The 13750-nt window shown below is 67.9% G+C and carries 13 protein-coding genes; 4 read left to right on the top strand and 9 right to left on the bottom strand.

The window, feature by feature from the left end:
* Positions 1 to 109 precede the first annotated feature (109 nt).
* A complete protein-coding gene (locus ACWCO2_RS07805) occupies positions 110 to 1264 on the bottom strand; it encodes a PucR family transcriptional regulator (RefSeq protein ID WP_450126933.1) in 1155 nt (384 codons plus the stop codon).
* A gap of 281 nt (positions 1265 to 1545) precedes the next feature.
* Here ACWCO2_RS07805 and ACWCO2_RS07800 point away from each other — a divergent pair, with 281 nt between their 5' ends.
* Together ACWCO2_RS07800 and ACWCO2_RS07795 are read left to right on the top strand one after the other, a co-directional pair.
* Positions 1546 to 2823: an MFS transporter gene (locus ACWCO2_RS07800; protein WP_450126932.1), complete on the top strand. Its 1278-nt coding sequence runs from the start codon at positions 1546 to 1548 to the stop codon at positions 2821 to 2823.
* A 172-nt stretch (positions 2824 to 2995) separates the two neighbouring features.
* Positions 2996 to 3619, top strand: coding sequence for a LysE family translocator (locus ACWCO2_RS07795; protein ID WP_450126931.1), 624 nt, complete (start codon positions 2996 to 2998; stop codon positions 3617 to 3619).
* A 136-nt stretch (positions 3620 to 3755) separates the two neighbouring features.
* On the opposite strand, the gene ACWCO2_RS07790 is transcribed toward ACWCO2_RS07795, so the two are convergent.
* The 5 genes from ACWCO2_RS07790 to ACWCO2_RS07770 all read right to left on the bottom strand — a co-directional run bounded on the left by ACWCO2_RS07790 (position 3756) and on the right by ACWCO2_RS07770 (position 9309).
* Positions 3756 to 4562 (bottom strand): ABC transporter permease, encoded by an 807-nt coding sequence (locus ACWCO2_RS07790; protein WP_450126930.1) that lies wholly within the window; start codon positions 4560 to 4562, stop codon positions 3756 to 3758.
* Positions 4563 to 4573: 11 nt separating this feature from the next.
* Entirely contained in the window at positions 4574 to 5464 is an 891-nt protein-coding gene (locus ACWCO2_RS07785; RefSeq protein ID WP_450126929.1) for an ABC transporter permease, read from the bottom strand.
* Between the two features lie 73 nt (positions 5465 to 5537).
* Positions 5538 to 6743: an ABC transporter substrate-binding protein gene (locus ACWCO2_RS07780; protein WP_450126928.1), complete on the bottom strand. Its 1206-nt coding sequence runs from the start codon at positions 6741 to 6743 to the stop codon at positions 5538 to 5540.
* A 26-nt stretch (positions 6744 to 6769) separates the two neighbouring features.
* Positions 6770 to 7861: an ABC transporter ATP-binding protein gene (locus tag ACWCO2_RS07775; protein ID WP_450126927.1), complete on the bottom strand. Its 1092-nt coding sequence runs from the start codon at positions 7859 to 7861 to the stop codon at positions 6770 to 6772.
* Positions 7862 to 7890: 29 nt separating this feature from the next.
* On the bottom strand, positions 7891 to 9309 hold the full coding sequence (locus ACWCO2_RS07770) for a gamma-aminobutyraldehyde dehydrogenase (protein WP_450126926.1): 1419 nt from the start codon (positions 9307 to 9309) through the stop codon (positions 7891 to 7893).
* 126 nt (positions 9310 to 9435) lie between these two features.
* Between ACWCO2_RS07770 and ACWCO2_RS07765 the strand changes: the two genes are divergently transcribed.
* On the top strand, positions 9436 to 10179 hold the full coding sequence (locus ACWCO2_RS07765; RefSeq protein WP_450126925.1) for a FadR/GntR family transcriptional regulator: 744 nt from the start codon (positions 9436 to 9438) through the stop codon (positions 10177 to 10179).
* A gap of 134 nt (positions 10180 to 10313) precedes the next feature.
* Positions 10314 to 11045 (top strand): cache domain-containing protein, encoded by a 732-nt coding sequence (locus ACWCO2_RS07760; RefSeq protein WP_450126924.1) that lies wholly within the window; start codon positions 10314 to 10316, stop codon positions 11043 to 11045.
* A gap of 61 nt (positions 11046 to 11106) precedes the next feature.
* On the opposite strand, the gene ACWCO2_RS07755 is transcribed toward ACWCO2_RS07760, so the two are convergent.
* Genes ACWCO2_RS07755 through ACWCO2_RS07745 form a run of 3 tightly spaced genes read right to left on the bottom strand, consistent with a single transcriptional unit; the run spans position 11107 to position 13726 of the window.
* A complete protein-coding gene (locus ACWCO2_RS07755; protein ID WP_450126923.1) occupies positions 11107 to 12318 on the bottom strand; it encodes an MFS transporter in 1212 nt (403 codons plus the stop codon).
* 53 nt (positions 12319 to 12371) lie between these two features.
* Positions 12372 to 13034, bottom strand: a complete 663-nt coding sequence (locus ACWCO2_RS07750) for a class I SAM-dependent methyltransferase (RefSeq protein WP_450126922.1) — start codon at positions 13032 to 13034, stop codon at positions 12372 to 12374.
* A gap of 32 nt (positions 13035 to 13066) precedes the next feature.
* Positions 13067 to 13726, bottom strand: coding sequence for an ArsR/SmtB family transcription factor (locus tag ACWCO2_RS07745; protein ID WP_450126921.1), 660 nt, complete (start codon positions 13724 to 13726; stop codon positions 13067 to 13069).
* Positions 13727 to 13750: the final 24 nt, after the last annotated feature.

Genomic DNA, 13750 nt, shown 5'->3' with positions numbered 1-13750 from the left:
AGATACGACCAGATTCTTGTGCTCCTGCACAGTGTCGTAATCGTCCGGAAGTTGTCCACAGGACGTCGGAGCTGTCCACAAGTCGGCTCCACCGCTGGGTTTTCGGGGATCAGATCTGGTCGTCTTCCTGTTGGTCGCGGGCCATGGCGACGAGGACTGCGGCAGCGTGTTCGGGGCGGGTGACGTCGCGTCCGGTGAGTTCAGCGAAGCGGTGCAGCCGGTTGAGCACCGTGTTGCGGTGGCAGAAGATCTCGTTGGCGACAGCGCTGATCGAACCGGACTTCAGGTAAGCGCGCACCGTCTCGAACAGCCGCTCCCGCTCGTGCGGGGTCGTGGCGTCCGTCGACGGCAGCACTTCGTCGCGCAGTGCTGCGCTGATCTCCGGTAATCGTGCTGCGACGACGTGAGCCCACCGCTCGACGAGCCGGTGCGGACCGCCTTGTTCGGCTGAGATGGTGGCGGCGACCTCCACGCTGATCCACAGCGCCCGCGGGAGGTCGGCGAGTCCGTTCGCGATCGGGCCGATGCCGCACGGCACCGCGTCGAGCCAGCGGGCCGGTGCTCCGTGCGACCGGGGCGGCAGTTCGGCGATGAGGATCTGACGTCGGTCGATGGTCTGCACGTGGACCGGAACCGCGCTCGCGCGCAGCTGATCGGCGACTTGGCGCAGCGGCCGCGGCGCGTCGGAGGGCGCGGCAGCGACCAGGAACTGGCCCTTCTGTTCCATGTCCAGCACTTGCGCGACCTGCGCGACGATCTGCGCATCGCGGCCTCGGGTCGCCAGCAGCGAATCCACCAGGCGACTGCGTTCGTGCTCGCGTTCCCCGGCCAGCGCGGCGGCTTCCTTCGCGTAGGCCATGTGCACCCGGGTGCTGTAGTCCTCGACGACATCCCAGACGCGAACGGTGTTGTGCACCATGCGTGGGAGTTCGGATGCGTCCACCCGCCGCAGGAATGCCGACCACAGCACTCGGAAGTCCAGTCGCACCGCGCGGAGCAGCACGTCCAGCGGCACGCCGAGGTGCACGCGCCGGCGTCCGATCCGTTCGCAGGAGTCCTCGAGCCGCTGTGGAACGGGGAGGCTCGCGATGGTGCGCAGGAGCAGTTCGATGCTGGCTGCCGCGTCGTGGCGCAGTTCTTCCTCGGGGACCGCGCCGCTGGCGTAGGGTTCGATCGCGCTGAGCTCGGCGAGGAAGTCGTCGACGAGTTCGTCCAGGTCGTTCAAGCACGCGTGCACCAGGTCGCGGAGCTGACTGGCTGACATGACCTCGAGGTGCGGCATGTGCGTGCGCCCATCTCGTCGGGATCTGCGGTGGTCGATCGCTCATTATGCTGGGCGATCCGCCAACGTCCAGGCCCGATTTCCGCCTCCTGGCGCAGCGATCGCCGTTCATCCGGCTGTGCATCTGCCCAGGTTCGGGGCTGGAGGTAGCGACGTTTCGTCATTGTGCTGGGCCCCTGCCGCGCGCACGCTGTCCGCAACGATTCGCCGGGTTTACCAACGGAGTTGCCATGACATCTGCTGCGACGAGGGGCAAACCGCGCGTGACCGATGCAGAAGCGAGGCGGATCGCTTTCGCCGCGTTCGTCGGCACCGCGCTCGAGTGGTACGACTACTTCCTCTACGGCACAGCCGCTTCGATCGTGTTCAACCGCCTCTACTTCGTCAGCGGTGACCCGCTGGTGGCCACGCTGGCGGCGTTCGCGTCGTTCGCCGTGGGGTTCGTGGCCCGGCCGATCGGCGCGGTGATCTTCGGGCACGTCGGTGACCGCCACGGACGGCGCGCCTCGTTGCTGATCACGGTGACGATGATCGGATTGGTCACCGCCCTGATCGGTGTGCTGCCCGACTTCGCCGCGATCGGTGTCGCGGCGCCGATCCTGCTGACGCTGCTGCGAGTGCTCCAGGGCATCGCCGTCGGCGGTGAGTGGGGCGGTGCTGTGACGCTCGCGGTCGAGCACGCACCGCCGGAACGCCGCGGCCGGTACGCGGCGCTGCCGCAGGTCGGCTCGCCGATCGGAACCCTGCTGTCCTCGGGCGCTTTCGCGCTGGTGTCGCTGATGCCCGCCGAGTCTTTCGACGCCTGGGGCTGGCGACTTCCGTTTCTGGCCGCGGCTCCGCTGCTGTTCGTCGCGCTCTACCTGCGTCGGCGCATCGAGGAATCGCCGCTGTTCACCGAACTGCTCGAACAGCAGGAGCGCTCATCGCTGCCGGTCGTGGAGGTCCTGCGCAAGTCCTTCGGCCGAGTGCTGGCCGGCCTGTCCGCATCGCTGCTAGGCGTGGGCGGGTTCTACCTGCTGACGACGTTCGCGATCAGCTACGGAACCGAAACCCTGGGCCTGTCCCGTTCCCTGATGCTCGGAGCGACGCTCGTAGCGGCGGTTGTGGAGATCGCAATCCTGCTGTTCTTCGGCCGCCTGGCCGAACGGATGGGCCCGGGCCGAGTCTGCGTCGCAGGAGGCATCGCCTCCGCGCTCGTGGCCTTCCCGGTGTTCTGGCTGATCGACACGAAGAACCCGATCCTGGTCGTCCTGGCGATCACCATCGGAGTGGCATGCCTGTCAGTCCCCTACGCGGTCTCGGGCTCGCTGCTCACCGAACTCTTCCCACCCCAACTGCGCTACAGCGGCGTCTCCATCTCGTTCAACCTCGGCGGAGTGGTCAGCGGTTTCGTCCCCCTGATCGCCACATCGGTCCTAGCAGCCAGCGGAAAGCAATCCTGGTCAGTAGCCCTGGTTCTCGTAGTCCTAGCGGTCTTGACCGCAATGGGCGGAGCCTTCGGAGAACGCCTCCGACTCAAGGACGAGGTAACCGCCACCTGATCCCCGCCGCCCCAACGGCGAAGGGCACCTTCGACCGTCCCACCCGTCGCCCGACCGCCACCCCCAAGGTGCCCTTCACCCGGACTGCTCGTGATGGCTGATTTCTGCCAGACCCAAGGGGCGGCCTTCAGAAGAATCGACGTATGCGTTCTCGGTGCGTGCGTGGATGAGCGTGGACACGTTGGTCGCGTTGCTGGTGTTCCTGTTCCCGCTCGCGTACAGCCCTGGCCCGGGTAACGCGTTCTTCGCTGCGATCGGTGCGTCGAAGGGGCGGCGCGGCGCTGTCCCGGCGTTCGCCGGTTATCACATCGCGACGTTCGTCGTGACTGGCCTGATCGGCCTTGGCATGGGCGTCACGATCCTGAACCATCCGGTGGTCGCGAAATCGCTCAGCGTGCTCGGCAGTCTCTACGTCCTCTGGCTGGCGTTCGGATTCATTCGCGCGGCCCGCGCCAAGACGTCGCCGACGACCGGGGACGCGTTGCCGGAGGAGCAGAGCGTCGGGTTCTGGACCGGTGCGATCGTGCTGCTGCTGAACCCGAAGGCGTACTACATCATCGCCGTGATGTTCATGCAGTTCCTGCGTCCACCTGTCAATGACGAGGTGCTAGCAGTCCTGGTGATCACCACTGTCTTCACGCTCAACAACCTGATCGCGTTCATCGTCTGGGCACTGGGTGGACGTGCCCTCGCGATGCTGTTCCGAGGTGCAAGGTCGGGGCGATGGATCGACTACCTCTTCGCTGCGACGCTCATCGCCGTCGCGATCTGGATGGCAGTTCCGCTGGTCGCGTAGAACTTTCCCCGGCGCATCGCAGCGCACCTCTACCCCGGCATCCCCCAGCGCGAGCCATGCCAGCCCGTCCTTCCCGCGACTGAATGCGGGAGAGACGGGCCGGCCAACCCGTTCACGGTTGGCGCCGGGGGAGGGGTCAGAGGCGGCCGCCGGCGTTGGTGTCTCCGGAGAGGCGTTGGGCGAGGTAGACGGGGACTGTGGAGAAGACGATCAGGACTGCCGCGACCACGTTGACGATGGGGGCTTGGTTGGGGCGGAACAGGTTGTTGAGGATCCAGATCGGCAGCGTTTCCATGCCGGTGCCGAGGGTGAACGTGGTGACGATGATTTCGTCGAAGGACAGCGCGAACGCCAGCAGCCCGCCGGCCAGCAGGGCAGAGCGCAGCATCGGGAACGTCACCAGGGTGAACGTGGTGATTCCGTTGGCGCCGAGGTCCATCGACGCCTCTTCGAGGTTGCCGCCCATTCGGCGCAGGCGGGCCACGACGTTGTTGAACACCACCACGATGCTGAACGTCGCGTGTGCGACGATGACCGTGAACAGGCCGAGGTCGATGCCGAGGATGGTGCGGAAGGCGTTGTTGAGCGCGATTCCGGTGACGATGCCCGGCAACGCGATCGGCAGGATGACCAGCAGCGACACCTGGTCGCGGCCGAAGAACCGGAATCGCTGCAGGGCGAAGGCCGCCATCGTGCCGAGCACCAGCGCGATCGCCGTCGAGACCACGCCGACCAGTGCGCTCGTCACCAGCGCGTCGAGGGCGCCCTGGTTGCCGAGCGCCCGCTGCCACCACTCCAGGGTGAAGCTCGAGGGTGGCCAGGAGAACGTGGTGTCGGCGTTGACCGAGTTGAGCAGCACGACCAGCAGCGGGAAGTAGATCACCGCCAGGCCGAGCACGAGCGCGCCCAGCAGCACCAGCCGGGTCGTTCGGGTAGCACTCATCGCAGCGGCTCCTAGAGGTTGTCGAGTGCACCGGTGCGGCGAACGGCCGCCAGGTAGCAGAGCATGATCACGACGGGGACGGTGGCCACTGTCGCGGCGAACGGCAGGTTGTTGGCCGCGCCGATGTTGTCGTAGACGACGTTGCCCAGCATCTGGTTGGTGCCGCCGACGATCTTGACCGCGATGTAGTCGCCCAGCGACAAGGAGAACGTGAAGATCGAACCCGCCACGATCGCCGGGAAGACCAGCGGCAGCACTACGGAGCGGAAGCTGCGCCACGGCTTGGCCCCAAGGTCGCTGGAGGCGTCCACAAGGGAGTCCGGAAGCCGTTCCAGACCCGCGTAGATCGGCAGGATCATGTACGGCAGCCACAGGTAGGACAGCGTGATGACGGTGGCGAGCAGTCCGTACCCGGGCGAGTCCAGGCCCAGCGGGCTCAGCAGCCAGTGCACGACGCCGTTGCCGGAGAGCATGACCCGCCACGCGTAGGCCTTGACCAGGTAGCTTGCCCACAGCGGGGTCATGATAGCGATGACCAGCAGGCGTTGCGCCCGGGGCGAGGCGAACTTGGCCATGTAGTAGGCCATCGGAAACGCGATCATCGCGTCCACGACCGTGACCAGCAGGGCGATCCCGAGCGTGCGCAGCGTGACGGTGCGGTAGACCTCGTCGGTGAGCAACGTCGTGAAGTTCTCCAGCGACCACTCGATCACCACCTTGCCGGTGAACGGGTCGGTGCGCCAGAACGCGGTGATGAACAGGGCGGCCAGGGCTCCGAGGTAGGCCAGTCCCAGCCACAGCATCGGCGCGGACAGCAGCAGTCCCAACCGGAGCTTCGGTCTGCGGTACAGCAAACTCGACGACCGGCGCGGTGCGCGCTCGGTGGTGACCGTGGTTGTCATCTCTCTCGTTCCTCGCTCATCGGGGGGTGGGGCGGTCGGTGGCTCCTGCGGGCCACCGACCGCGCGTGCCGCGTCAGCCCTTGATCTCGGTCCAGGCGCGGGTCCACTCGCCGTAGTCCTTGCACTTCACGTCGGTGCGCCCGTCCAGGCACTGCTCGATCGGCGTCGTCCAGTACCAGATCCGGGAGGCGAAGTCGGCGTCACCGGCGTGGTAGGTCGCGCAGTGGTTGCGGTCCTCGGTCAGCTCGCACGCCTTCGGGTTGGCCGGGGACTCGCCGAAGTACTCGGCGACCTTCGCGTTGGCCTCCGGGCTCACGATGTGGTTGAGCCACTTGTAGGCGCAGGTCTTGTGCTGGGACTTCGCCGAGACCATCCAGGTGTCCGACCAGCCGGTGGCACCTTCGCTGGGCAGCGTGGCCGCGATCGGCGCACCTTCGGACTGGGTCAGGTTCACCGTGACCTGCCAGGCGGTTCCGACGTTCGCGTCGCCGTTCTTGAGCGCCTGGCTCTCCTTGAGGTAGTCCGACCAGTACTCGCTGACCATCGGCCGCTGCTGCTTGAGCAGGTCGACCGCGGCCTGGAACTGCTTGTCGTCGAGCGCGTAGGGGTTCTTGATGCCCAGCTCGGGCTGGTGCTGCATCAGGTAGAGCGCGGCGTCGGCGATGTAGATGGGCGAGTCGTAGGCGACGATCTTGCCCTTGTGCGGTGAGTTCTGGTCGAACATCACCGACCACGAGTCAGGGGCGGGCTGCACCTTGTCCGTGCGGTAGGTCAGCAGGTTCGCACCCCAGCCGTGCGGCACGCCGTAGGGGATGCCGTTGACGCTGTTCCACGGCTTGTCCTTCAGGAACGGGAACAGGTCGTTGTAGTTGGGGACCAGCGCGGGGTTGATCGGTTCCACCTCGCCGGCCGCCACCAGCCGCAGCGAGGCGTCACCGGAAGCCGAGATGACGTCGTACTGGCCGGTCTTCATCAGGTTCACGGCCTCGTCGGAGGTGCCGAAGGGCTTGACGTTGACCTGGCAGCCGGTGTCCTTCTCGAACGACGTCACCCAGTCCACGGCCGGGTCGTTGGAACCGTCCTCGGCGTATCCGGGCCAGGCCAGGACGTTGAGCTCGCCCTCGGGCTGGCCGAGCTTGTCGAGAGCGGGCATCGCGGGCGGTGTGAAGCCCTCGGCGCCGGGCGTCGAGTCCGAGGATCCGCCCGTGCCGCAGGCGGTGACCGCCGTGGCGGTGGCCAGCACGCCCGCGAGCAGGCTCAACTTCTTGCGGTGAGGCATCGGATTTCTCCTGTCCGTAGCAGGGATCAGTGATTCGCTTCGGTGAGGCAGAAGCTGTGCTCGTCGCGCCAGACGAGGCGGACTTCGCTGCCCGTGGGGTGATCGAGAGCCCCGGCGCCGGTGTTGGGGCGCACCACCGACAGCCGGGCACCGGCGTGCAGCGACACCTCGTAGCGCACCGACGCGCCGGCGTAGACGGCATCGGTCACCGTGCCGGTCGCGCTGGTTTCTCCCGGTGCCGCGCCGTGTTCGCGGTCGGCGTCGATGCGGATCTTCTCGGGCCGGATGCTGTAGATGCCCCGCTTGCCGATGACCGCTTCCGCGCTGGCGCCGCTGAGCAGGTTCGAGGTGCCGACGAATCCGGCGACGAACGGGCTGGCGGGCCGCTCGTAGACCTCCGCGGGCGTGCCGACCTGCTCGATTCGCCCCTGGTTGAACACCGCGATGCGGTCGCTCATCGTCAGCGCTTCGTCCTGGTCGTGGGTGACGAAGACGAACGTGATGCCCACTTCGCGCTGGATCTGCTTGAGCTCCAGCTGCATCTCCTGCCGGAGCTTGAGGTCCAGCGCGCCCAGCGGTTCGTCGAGCAGCAGCACCTTCGGTCGGTTGACCAGCGCTCGCGCCAGCGCCACGCGTTGGCGTTGACCGCCGGAGAGCTGCGCGGGCTTGCGGTCCCCGTGCTCGCCGAGCCGCACGCTGCGCAGGGCTTGCAGGGCGCGTTCGAGGCGCTCGGCCTTCGGCACCCGCTTGACCCGCAGTCCGTATTCGACGTTGCCGAGCACGCTCATGTGCGGGAACAGCGCGTAGTCCTGGAAGACCGTGTTGACGTCGCGTTGGAACGGCGCTGCTGCGCTGACGTCGTGACCGTCGAGTTCCACGGTGCCGCTGGTGGGCAGTTCGAACCCGGCGATCATGCGCAGCACCGTCGTCTTGCCCGAACCCGATGGCCCGAGCATGGAGAAGAACTCCCCGCCGGCGATGTCGAGGTCGACCCCGTCCACGGCGTGCACCTGGCCGAAGGACTTGCGCAGCTCGCGCAGCCGCACGGCGGGCTCGGAGCCGTTCGCGGCCTCGGCCGACGAGCTGCCGACCAGCGTTGAAGTTGAATTCGGCGACATCGTCTGCCTTTCTGCGTTCTGGGCGGTGGTCAGAAAGCGCTCATGACGTGTTTGACGCGCGTGTAGTCCTCGAGCCCGTAGAGCGAGAGGTCCTTGCCGTAGCCGGACTTCTTGAACCCGCCGTGGGGCATCTCGGCGACCAGCGGGATGTGGGTGTTGATCCAGACGCAGCCGAATTCCAGCTCGCGGGACAACCGCGTGGCACGTCCGTGATCAGTGGTCCACACCGAGGACGCCAGGGCGTAGTCGACGCCGTTGGCCTTGGCCAGCGCGTCGTCCTCATCGCTGAAGCGCTGGACGGTGATCACCGGGCCGAAGACCTCGTTCTGCACGATCTCGTCGTCCTGGCGGACCTCGGAGATCACGGTCGGCTCGAAGAAGTAGCCCTGGTCGCCGACGCGCTTGCCGCCGGTGCGGACGACGGCGTGGTCGGGCAACCGCTCGATGAACCCGGACACCCGCTCCAACTGGGCGGCGTTGTTCAGCGGGCCGTAGGCCACGTCCTCGTCGTCGGGCATTCCGGTGCGCATCGCCTTGGCCTGCTCGACCAGCGCGGCGACGAATTCGTCGTGCACCGATTCGTGCACCAGGACCCGGGTCGCGGCGGTGCAGTCCTGTCCGGCGTTGAAGAAACCCGCGGCGGCGATGCCTTCCGCGGCGGCGGACAGATCGGCGTCGGCGAAGACCAGCACCGGAGCCTTGCCGCCGAGTTCCAGGTGCACGCGCTTGAGGTCGGTGGCCGCGGCCCCGGCGACCTCGATTCCGGCGCGCACGGAGCCGGTGATCGACGCCATGGCCGGCGTCGGGTGCGTGATGAGCGCGCGGCCGGTGTCGCGGTCGCCGCACAGCACGTTGAACACACCGGGTGGCAGGAACTCGGAGCAGATCTCGGCCAGCAGGAGCGTCGACGCCGGGGTGGTGTCGGCGGGTTTGAGGACGACGGTGTTGCCCGCGGCCAGCGCCGGCGCGATCTTCCAGATCGCCATCAGCAGCGGGTAGTTCCACGGCGTCACCTGCGCGCACACGCCGACGGGTTCGCGGCGGACGTAGGAGGTGTGCCCGGTCATGTACTCGCCCGCGGCCTTGCCCTCCAGCACTCGTGCCGCGCCGGCGAAGAAGCGCAGCTGGTCGAGGACCATCGGGATTTCCTCGGCGTGGGTGAGTGCGATCGGTTTGCCGGTGTTGGCGGACTCGACGCGCACGATCTCCTCGGCGCGGGACTCGATCGCGTCGGCGATGCGGGTCAGCGCGAGCTGGCGTTCGCCCGGTGTGGTGTCGCGCCACGTCCGGAAGGCCGCTGCCGCGGTTCGCATCGCCTCGTCGACGTCCTGGGCGTCGGCGATGGGGGCGGTGCAGTAGGGCTGGCCGGTGACCGGATCGATGATCTCGGCGACGCGGCCCGAGCGGGAATCGGCGTGGTCGCCGCCCACGAAGTGCTTGAGCTCCACGGGATTCCTCCTAGTCAGAGGGGCGGAAGGACCTCGATGAGCCAAAAACATATAAGCCTATATGTAATATGACAAGAGTTTCCGGCAAGATTGGTTCCGCAGGACCGAGAGGAGCTGGGGAAGCACATGGGCGAACGGGTGCCGCATCGCGCGCGATCAGCGATGTTCGCGCCGCTGGACCAGACCGGCCGAGTGGAGGCGGTGACCAGACGCCTGGTCGACGCCATCACGCTCGGCCTGTTCGCCGACGGGGAGCAGCTGCCCACCGAGGCGGAGCTGGCCGGCCAGTTCGGCGTCTCGACGGTCACCATCCGCGAAGCGCTCATGGCCCTGCGGCAGCGAGGGCTCGTCGAGACCCGGCGCGGGCGCAGCGGCGGCAGCTTCGTGCGCGCTCCGCGCGACCACGGCGGCGAGTCGTGGCGCGAGCGGCTGCGCGAGGTCAGTCTCGGAGAGCTGCGCGATCTCGGCGACCACTACGCGGCCATCGCCGGCGCGGCCGCCCGTCTGGCTGCGGAACGCAGCTCGCCGGACGATCTCACGCGATTGGAGCAAGCGGCTGACGACGTTCTCGGCACCACCGGGCACGGCACTGCCCGCGCCGAGCGGCAGTTCCACCTGGAAGTCGCCGCCGCGGCCCAGTCGAGCAGGCTGACCCAGCAGGAGATCCAGCTGCAGGGCGAGCTCGGCGCGGTGCTGTGGCTTTCGACCGGCTGCGAAGGGGGAATCGACGACGTGCACGCCGAGCACCGCGCGATCGTCGAGGCGATCGCGAGCGCCGACGGTCAGCTGGCCCGAACCCTCACCGAGAAGCACATCCTCGAAGCCGTGGATCGCGCGGCTCAGGTCCACCTGAACTTGACCCGGCAGTAGCAGATTTCGGGCAAGGGGGCTGATCTGCGGCGAAACGGTCGAGCACGAGGGGCGACCAGTCGGCGGCATGCCGCTACAGTGTCCGAACATCGCAGCGGGGGGCCGTTATCGGCTTGTGCAGAGGTGGTCGCAACATGAAGGACACACGCACTCTGGTCGGCGACGAGATCTCCGGCCACGTTTCAACACTTGTGGAAGACGTCTTCTCCCGCCTGGTCCCGATTCGCCGCAGCGCCGAGGCGCTGCTCGCCGCGGATTCGTTACGGGCGCGCGATCTGGCCCGCCTGCGACCGGAAGTGGTCGGAGCCCTCGGCGAGCTGGTGACCGGAGCGGGTTTCATCACCGCCCCGAACCTGCTGGTCGACCAGGAACTGGGCTTCCAGTGGTGGACCCAAGCCCCGGGCGAGGACCCCGCCCAACTGCTCATCAGCCTCGATCCGGCCAGCGAGCACTTCCTCGACTACACGAGGCAACCGTGGTTCACGGTTCCCCGCGACACCGCCCAACGCCACATCACCGGCCCGTACGTCGACTACCTCTGCAGCGACGAGTACGCCCTGACCTTCACCGTGCCCCTGATGGTCCGAGACACCTTCGCCGGAGTCGTAGGAGCAGACGTCTTCGTCAAGAACTTCGAGCGCGCCGTCCTCCCGCACCTGCGCGATGTCGGCAGCCGAGCAGCCCTGGTCAATGCCCAAGGGCGATTCATCGTCTCCAACAACATCGGCCAGGTAACCGGCGCTCTCGCCCGCGAACTGAACGTCCCAACGTGGTGGAGCTCAGGCGCAAACCCCCGCCACGACAACGGCCGGATCCTAAAACGCTGCGGAGACACCTCAATCGCCCTCGTAGTGGACACTCCCTGACCCGCACCACGCCGCCACTCGGATCGTGGTGTCCACATTGGTCGGGTGGATGCGGTGGGGGTTAGGTGCGGGCGGTTCTGGCTACGGCTGGGATTACGGCCAGGGCTAGGACTCCGCTGATGAGTGCGAGGGTTGCGTAGCTGGTGGCGGCGACGACCAGTCCGGAGGCCATGCCTCCGCCGGCTCCGGCGAGCGCGATGGCGACGTCGATCTTGCCCTGGGTTTTGGCTCGGGTGGCCAGGGGGACCGTGTCGGAGATGATCGTGGTTCCGCTGATCAGGCCGAAGTTCCAGCCCAAGCCGAGCAGGCCGAGGGCCAGGGCGATCAGTGCGGTGGAGTGCGGTGGGGCCAGGGCTGCGATCAGGCCGGCGGCGAGGAGGGTGACGCCGGAGGCGGCGGCGACGGTCAGGCGGCCGAAGCGGTCCACGAGCATGCCGCTGAACGGGGACGGCAGGTACATGCCGGCCACGTGGATGGCGATGACCAGGCCGGCTGCGCCGATGTCGTGGCCGTTGTGCTGCATGTGGATCGGCGTCATGGTCATGATCGCGACCATGATGAGCTGGGTGAGCACCATGACCGACGCGCCCAGCATCAGGTGCGAGCGGTTGCCGTCCGACTCCGGCGTTTGATCGGCGGAATCCTGGGACTCGGCTGCGATGGCGCGGGCGGTGATCAGGGGATCGGGGCGGAGCATGATCCACAGCACCGCCGCGGCAGCTGCGTAGGCGACCGCGGCGAGGATGAACGGACCGGCCAGGCGCGGGATGTCCAGTGAATCGGCCAACCGGCCGGTCGCGGTGACCAGGTTCGGACCGGCAACCGATCCGACGGTGGTGGCTACCAGGACGGTGCTCACTGCCCGGCCCCGGCGTTGCGGCGCGGCGAGATCGGCTCCGGCGTAGCGGGCCTGCAAGTTGGTGGCGGTGCCCGAGCCGTAGACGAACAGCGCCAGGAACAGCAGCGGCACGCTACCGGTAGCGGCGGCGATGATGACACCGACGCTGCCCACCGCCCCGGCGGCGTAACCGATCGAGAGCCCGACGCGGCGGCCCAATCGTTGCGAGACGCGTCCGACGACGACCGCGGCGGCAGCGGAGCCGATGGTGAACAGCGCGCTGGGCAGCCCGGACAGGCTGGTGCTGGAGAGCATCTCCTGCGCCAACAGCGCTCCGACGGTGATACCTGCGGCGAGACCGGCTCCACTGAGGACCTGGGCGGCTACGAGAACGGCGAGGATGCGCTTCTGGGCTGGATGAACTGCAGCGGGCACGGCAGGCCTTTCGAGCAGGCGGCTCCACCGGTACGTCGGTGGACCGGGCGGGGTCAGCGGGGCTTGGTCTGGGTGATGCGCCACAGGCGGCGTGGAAGCCCGCCCTCTTCGAAGGCGTGGACATCGGGCGAAGTCCACTGCTGCGCGAGGGAGTCGACCAGGTCGCGGGAGAAGAAGTGCACGGCGAAACCACCGTGCTCGTAGATGTCATCGCCGTGCGGGACACCGGATCCGTAGTGGGCATCGCCGGTGTGGCGCACGGTGTAGACGAAAGCGCCGCCCGGACGCAGAACTCGCCGGATCTCCGCGACCAGCGCTCGGATCTCCTCAGTGGACAGTGCCATGCACAGCAACATGTGCGCAAACACGCCGTCCACGCTGGAGTCGGGGAGCGGGATCGGAGTGCGCACGTCGTGGACGATCGTGGTGACCCGGTCGGCCAAGTCGTCCTGCTCCGCCCGGGCGCGGAGTTGAGCCAAGCCGTCCTGGCTGAAATCCATGGCGTGCACGGAGAATCCGCGCTGGGCGAAGTAGAGGCTGTCGCGACCGTGCCCGGCACCCAGTTCGAGGACGGTGCTGCCGGCGGCGAAGACGTCGGCCGCGTGCTGCGCGGGCTCGGACGGGTCGTGCCCGTACATGTGGGGATTGCTCTGGTAGGTGGACTGCCAGTGGTCGCGCTGAGCACGGCCCAGGTCGTCGATCATGGTGCCTCGCATTCGGTGGATCGCCGCGTGGGTTCTGTTGCTCGTCAGGTCGTTTCCACCGGCAGCTCGGCCAGCTGCCACTCGAGCATACCGTCGGCGAGCCGCCGGGCGTTGCGTCCGTGGGCGGTCAGCAGCCGCACGGCGTCGTGGGAGAGCACGCAGAAGCTGCCGCGGCAGTAGGCGACGATCTCCTGATCGGCCGGGATGTCCCCGAGCCGGTCGGCCAGTTCCTCCACCGGGATCGACACCGCGCCCGGGATGTGCCCGGCTTCGTACTCCTCGCGCGGACGGACGTCGAGCACGACGACCTCGCCGGCTTCGGCCCGGCAGAGCAGTTCCTCACGGCTGACGTGCTCGGCGTCGTCGGAGCCGAGGTAGGCGGTGCGGGCCGCCTCCACGTCGGGCAGGTGGGTGCTGGCCACGGTGCGCACCAGCGCGTACAGCGCGGCGACGTCGGTCCCGGCGAGGCGGTAGTAGATCTTGGTTCCCTCGCGGCGGGTGGTGACCAGGTTCGCCTGCTTGAGGGTCTGCAGGTGCGCGGAAGCGGTGGTCATGCCCAGCTGTGCCGTGCGCGCCAACGCCTCGACCGTGCGCTCGCCCTGCGCGAGCAGGTCGAGCAGCTCCAGCCGCTTCCCGCTGCCCAGCGCCTTGCCGACACGGGCCAACTGATCGAACAGCGCCGTCTTCGCATCTCGGTCACTCACCGTTACTCCGATCTTCCTTGGAAT

The organism is Saccharopolyspora sp. NPDC002376 (genome assembly GCF_053593195.1).
Note: the sequence above shows the minus strand (reverse complement) of the source record. Positions and strands in the feature narration are given on the sequence as shown.

Excerpts from the sequence above, each read along its gene's own strand:
- ACWCO2_RS07775 (WP_450126927.1), bottom strand. The coding sequence starts at position 7,861 with ATGTCGCCGAATTCAACTTCAACGCTGGTCGGCAGCTCGTCGGCCGAG.
- ACWCO2_RS07765 (WP_450126925.1), top strand. The coding sequence starts at position 9,436 with ATGGGCGAACGGGTGCCGCATCGCGCGCGATCAGCGATGTTCGCGCCG.
- ACWCO2_RS07790 (WP_450126930.1), bottom strand. The coding sequence starts at position 4,562 with ATGAGTGCTACCCGAACGACCCGGCTGGTGCTGCTGGGCGCGCTCGTG.
- ACWCO2_RS07750 (WP_450126922.1), bottom strand. The coding sequence starts at position 13,034 with ATGCGAGGCACCATGATCGACGACCTGGGCCGTGCTCAGCGCGACCAC.
- ACWCO2_RS07780 (WP_450126928.1), bottom strand. The coding sequence starts at position 6,743 with ATGCCTCACCGCAAGAAGTTGAGCCTGCTCGCGGGCGTGCTGGCCACC.
- ACWCO2_RS07805 (WP_450126933.1), bottom strand. The coding sequence starts at position 1,264 with ATGTCAGCCAGTCAGCTCCGCGACCTGGTGCACGCGTGCTTGAACGAC.
- ACWCO2_RS07785 (WP_450126929.1), bottom strand. The coding sequence starts at position 5,464 with ATGACAACCACGGTCACCACCGAGCGCGCACCGCGCCGGTCGTCGAGT.
- ACWCO2_RS07760 (WP_450126924.1), top strand. The coding sequence starts at position 10,314 with ATGAAGGACACACGCACTCTGGTCGGCGACGAGATCTCCGGCCACGTT.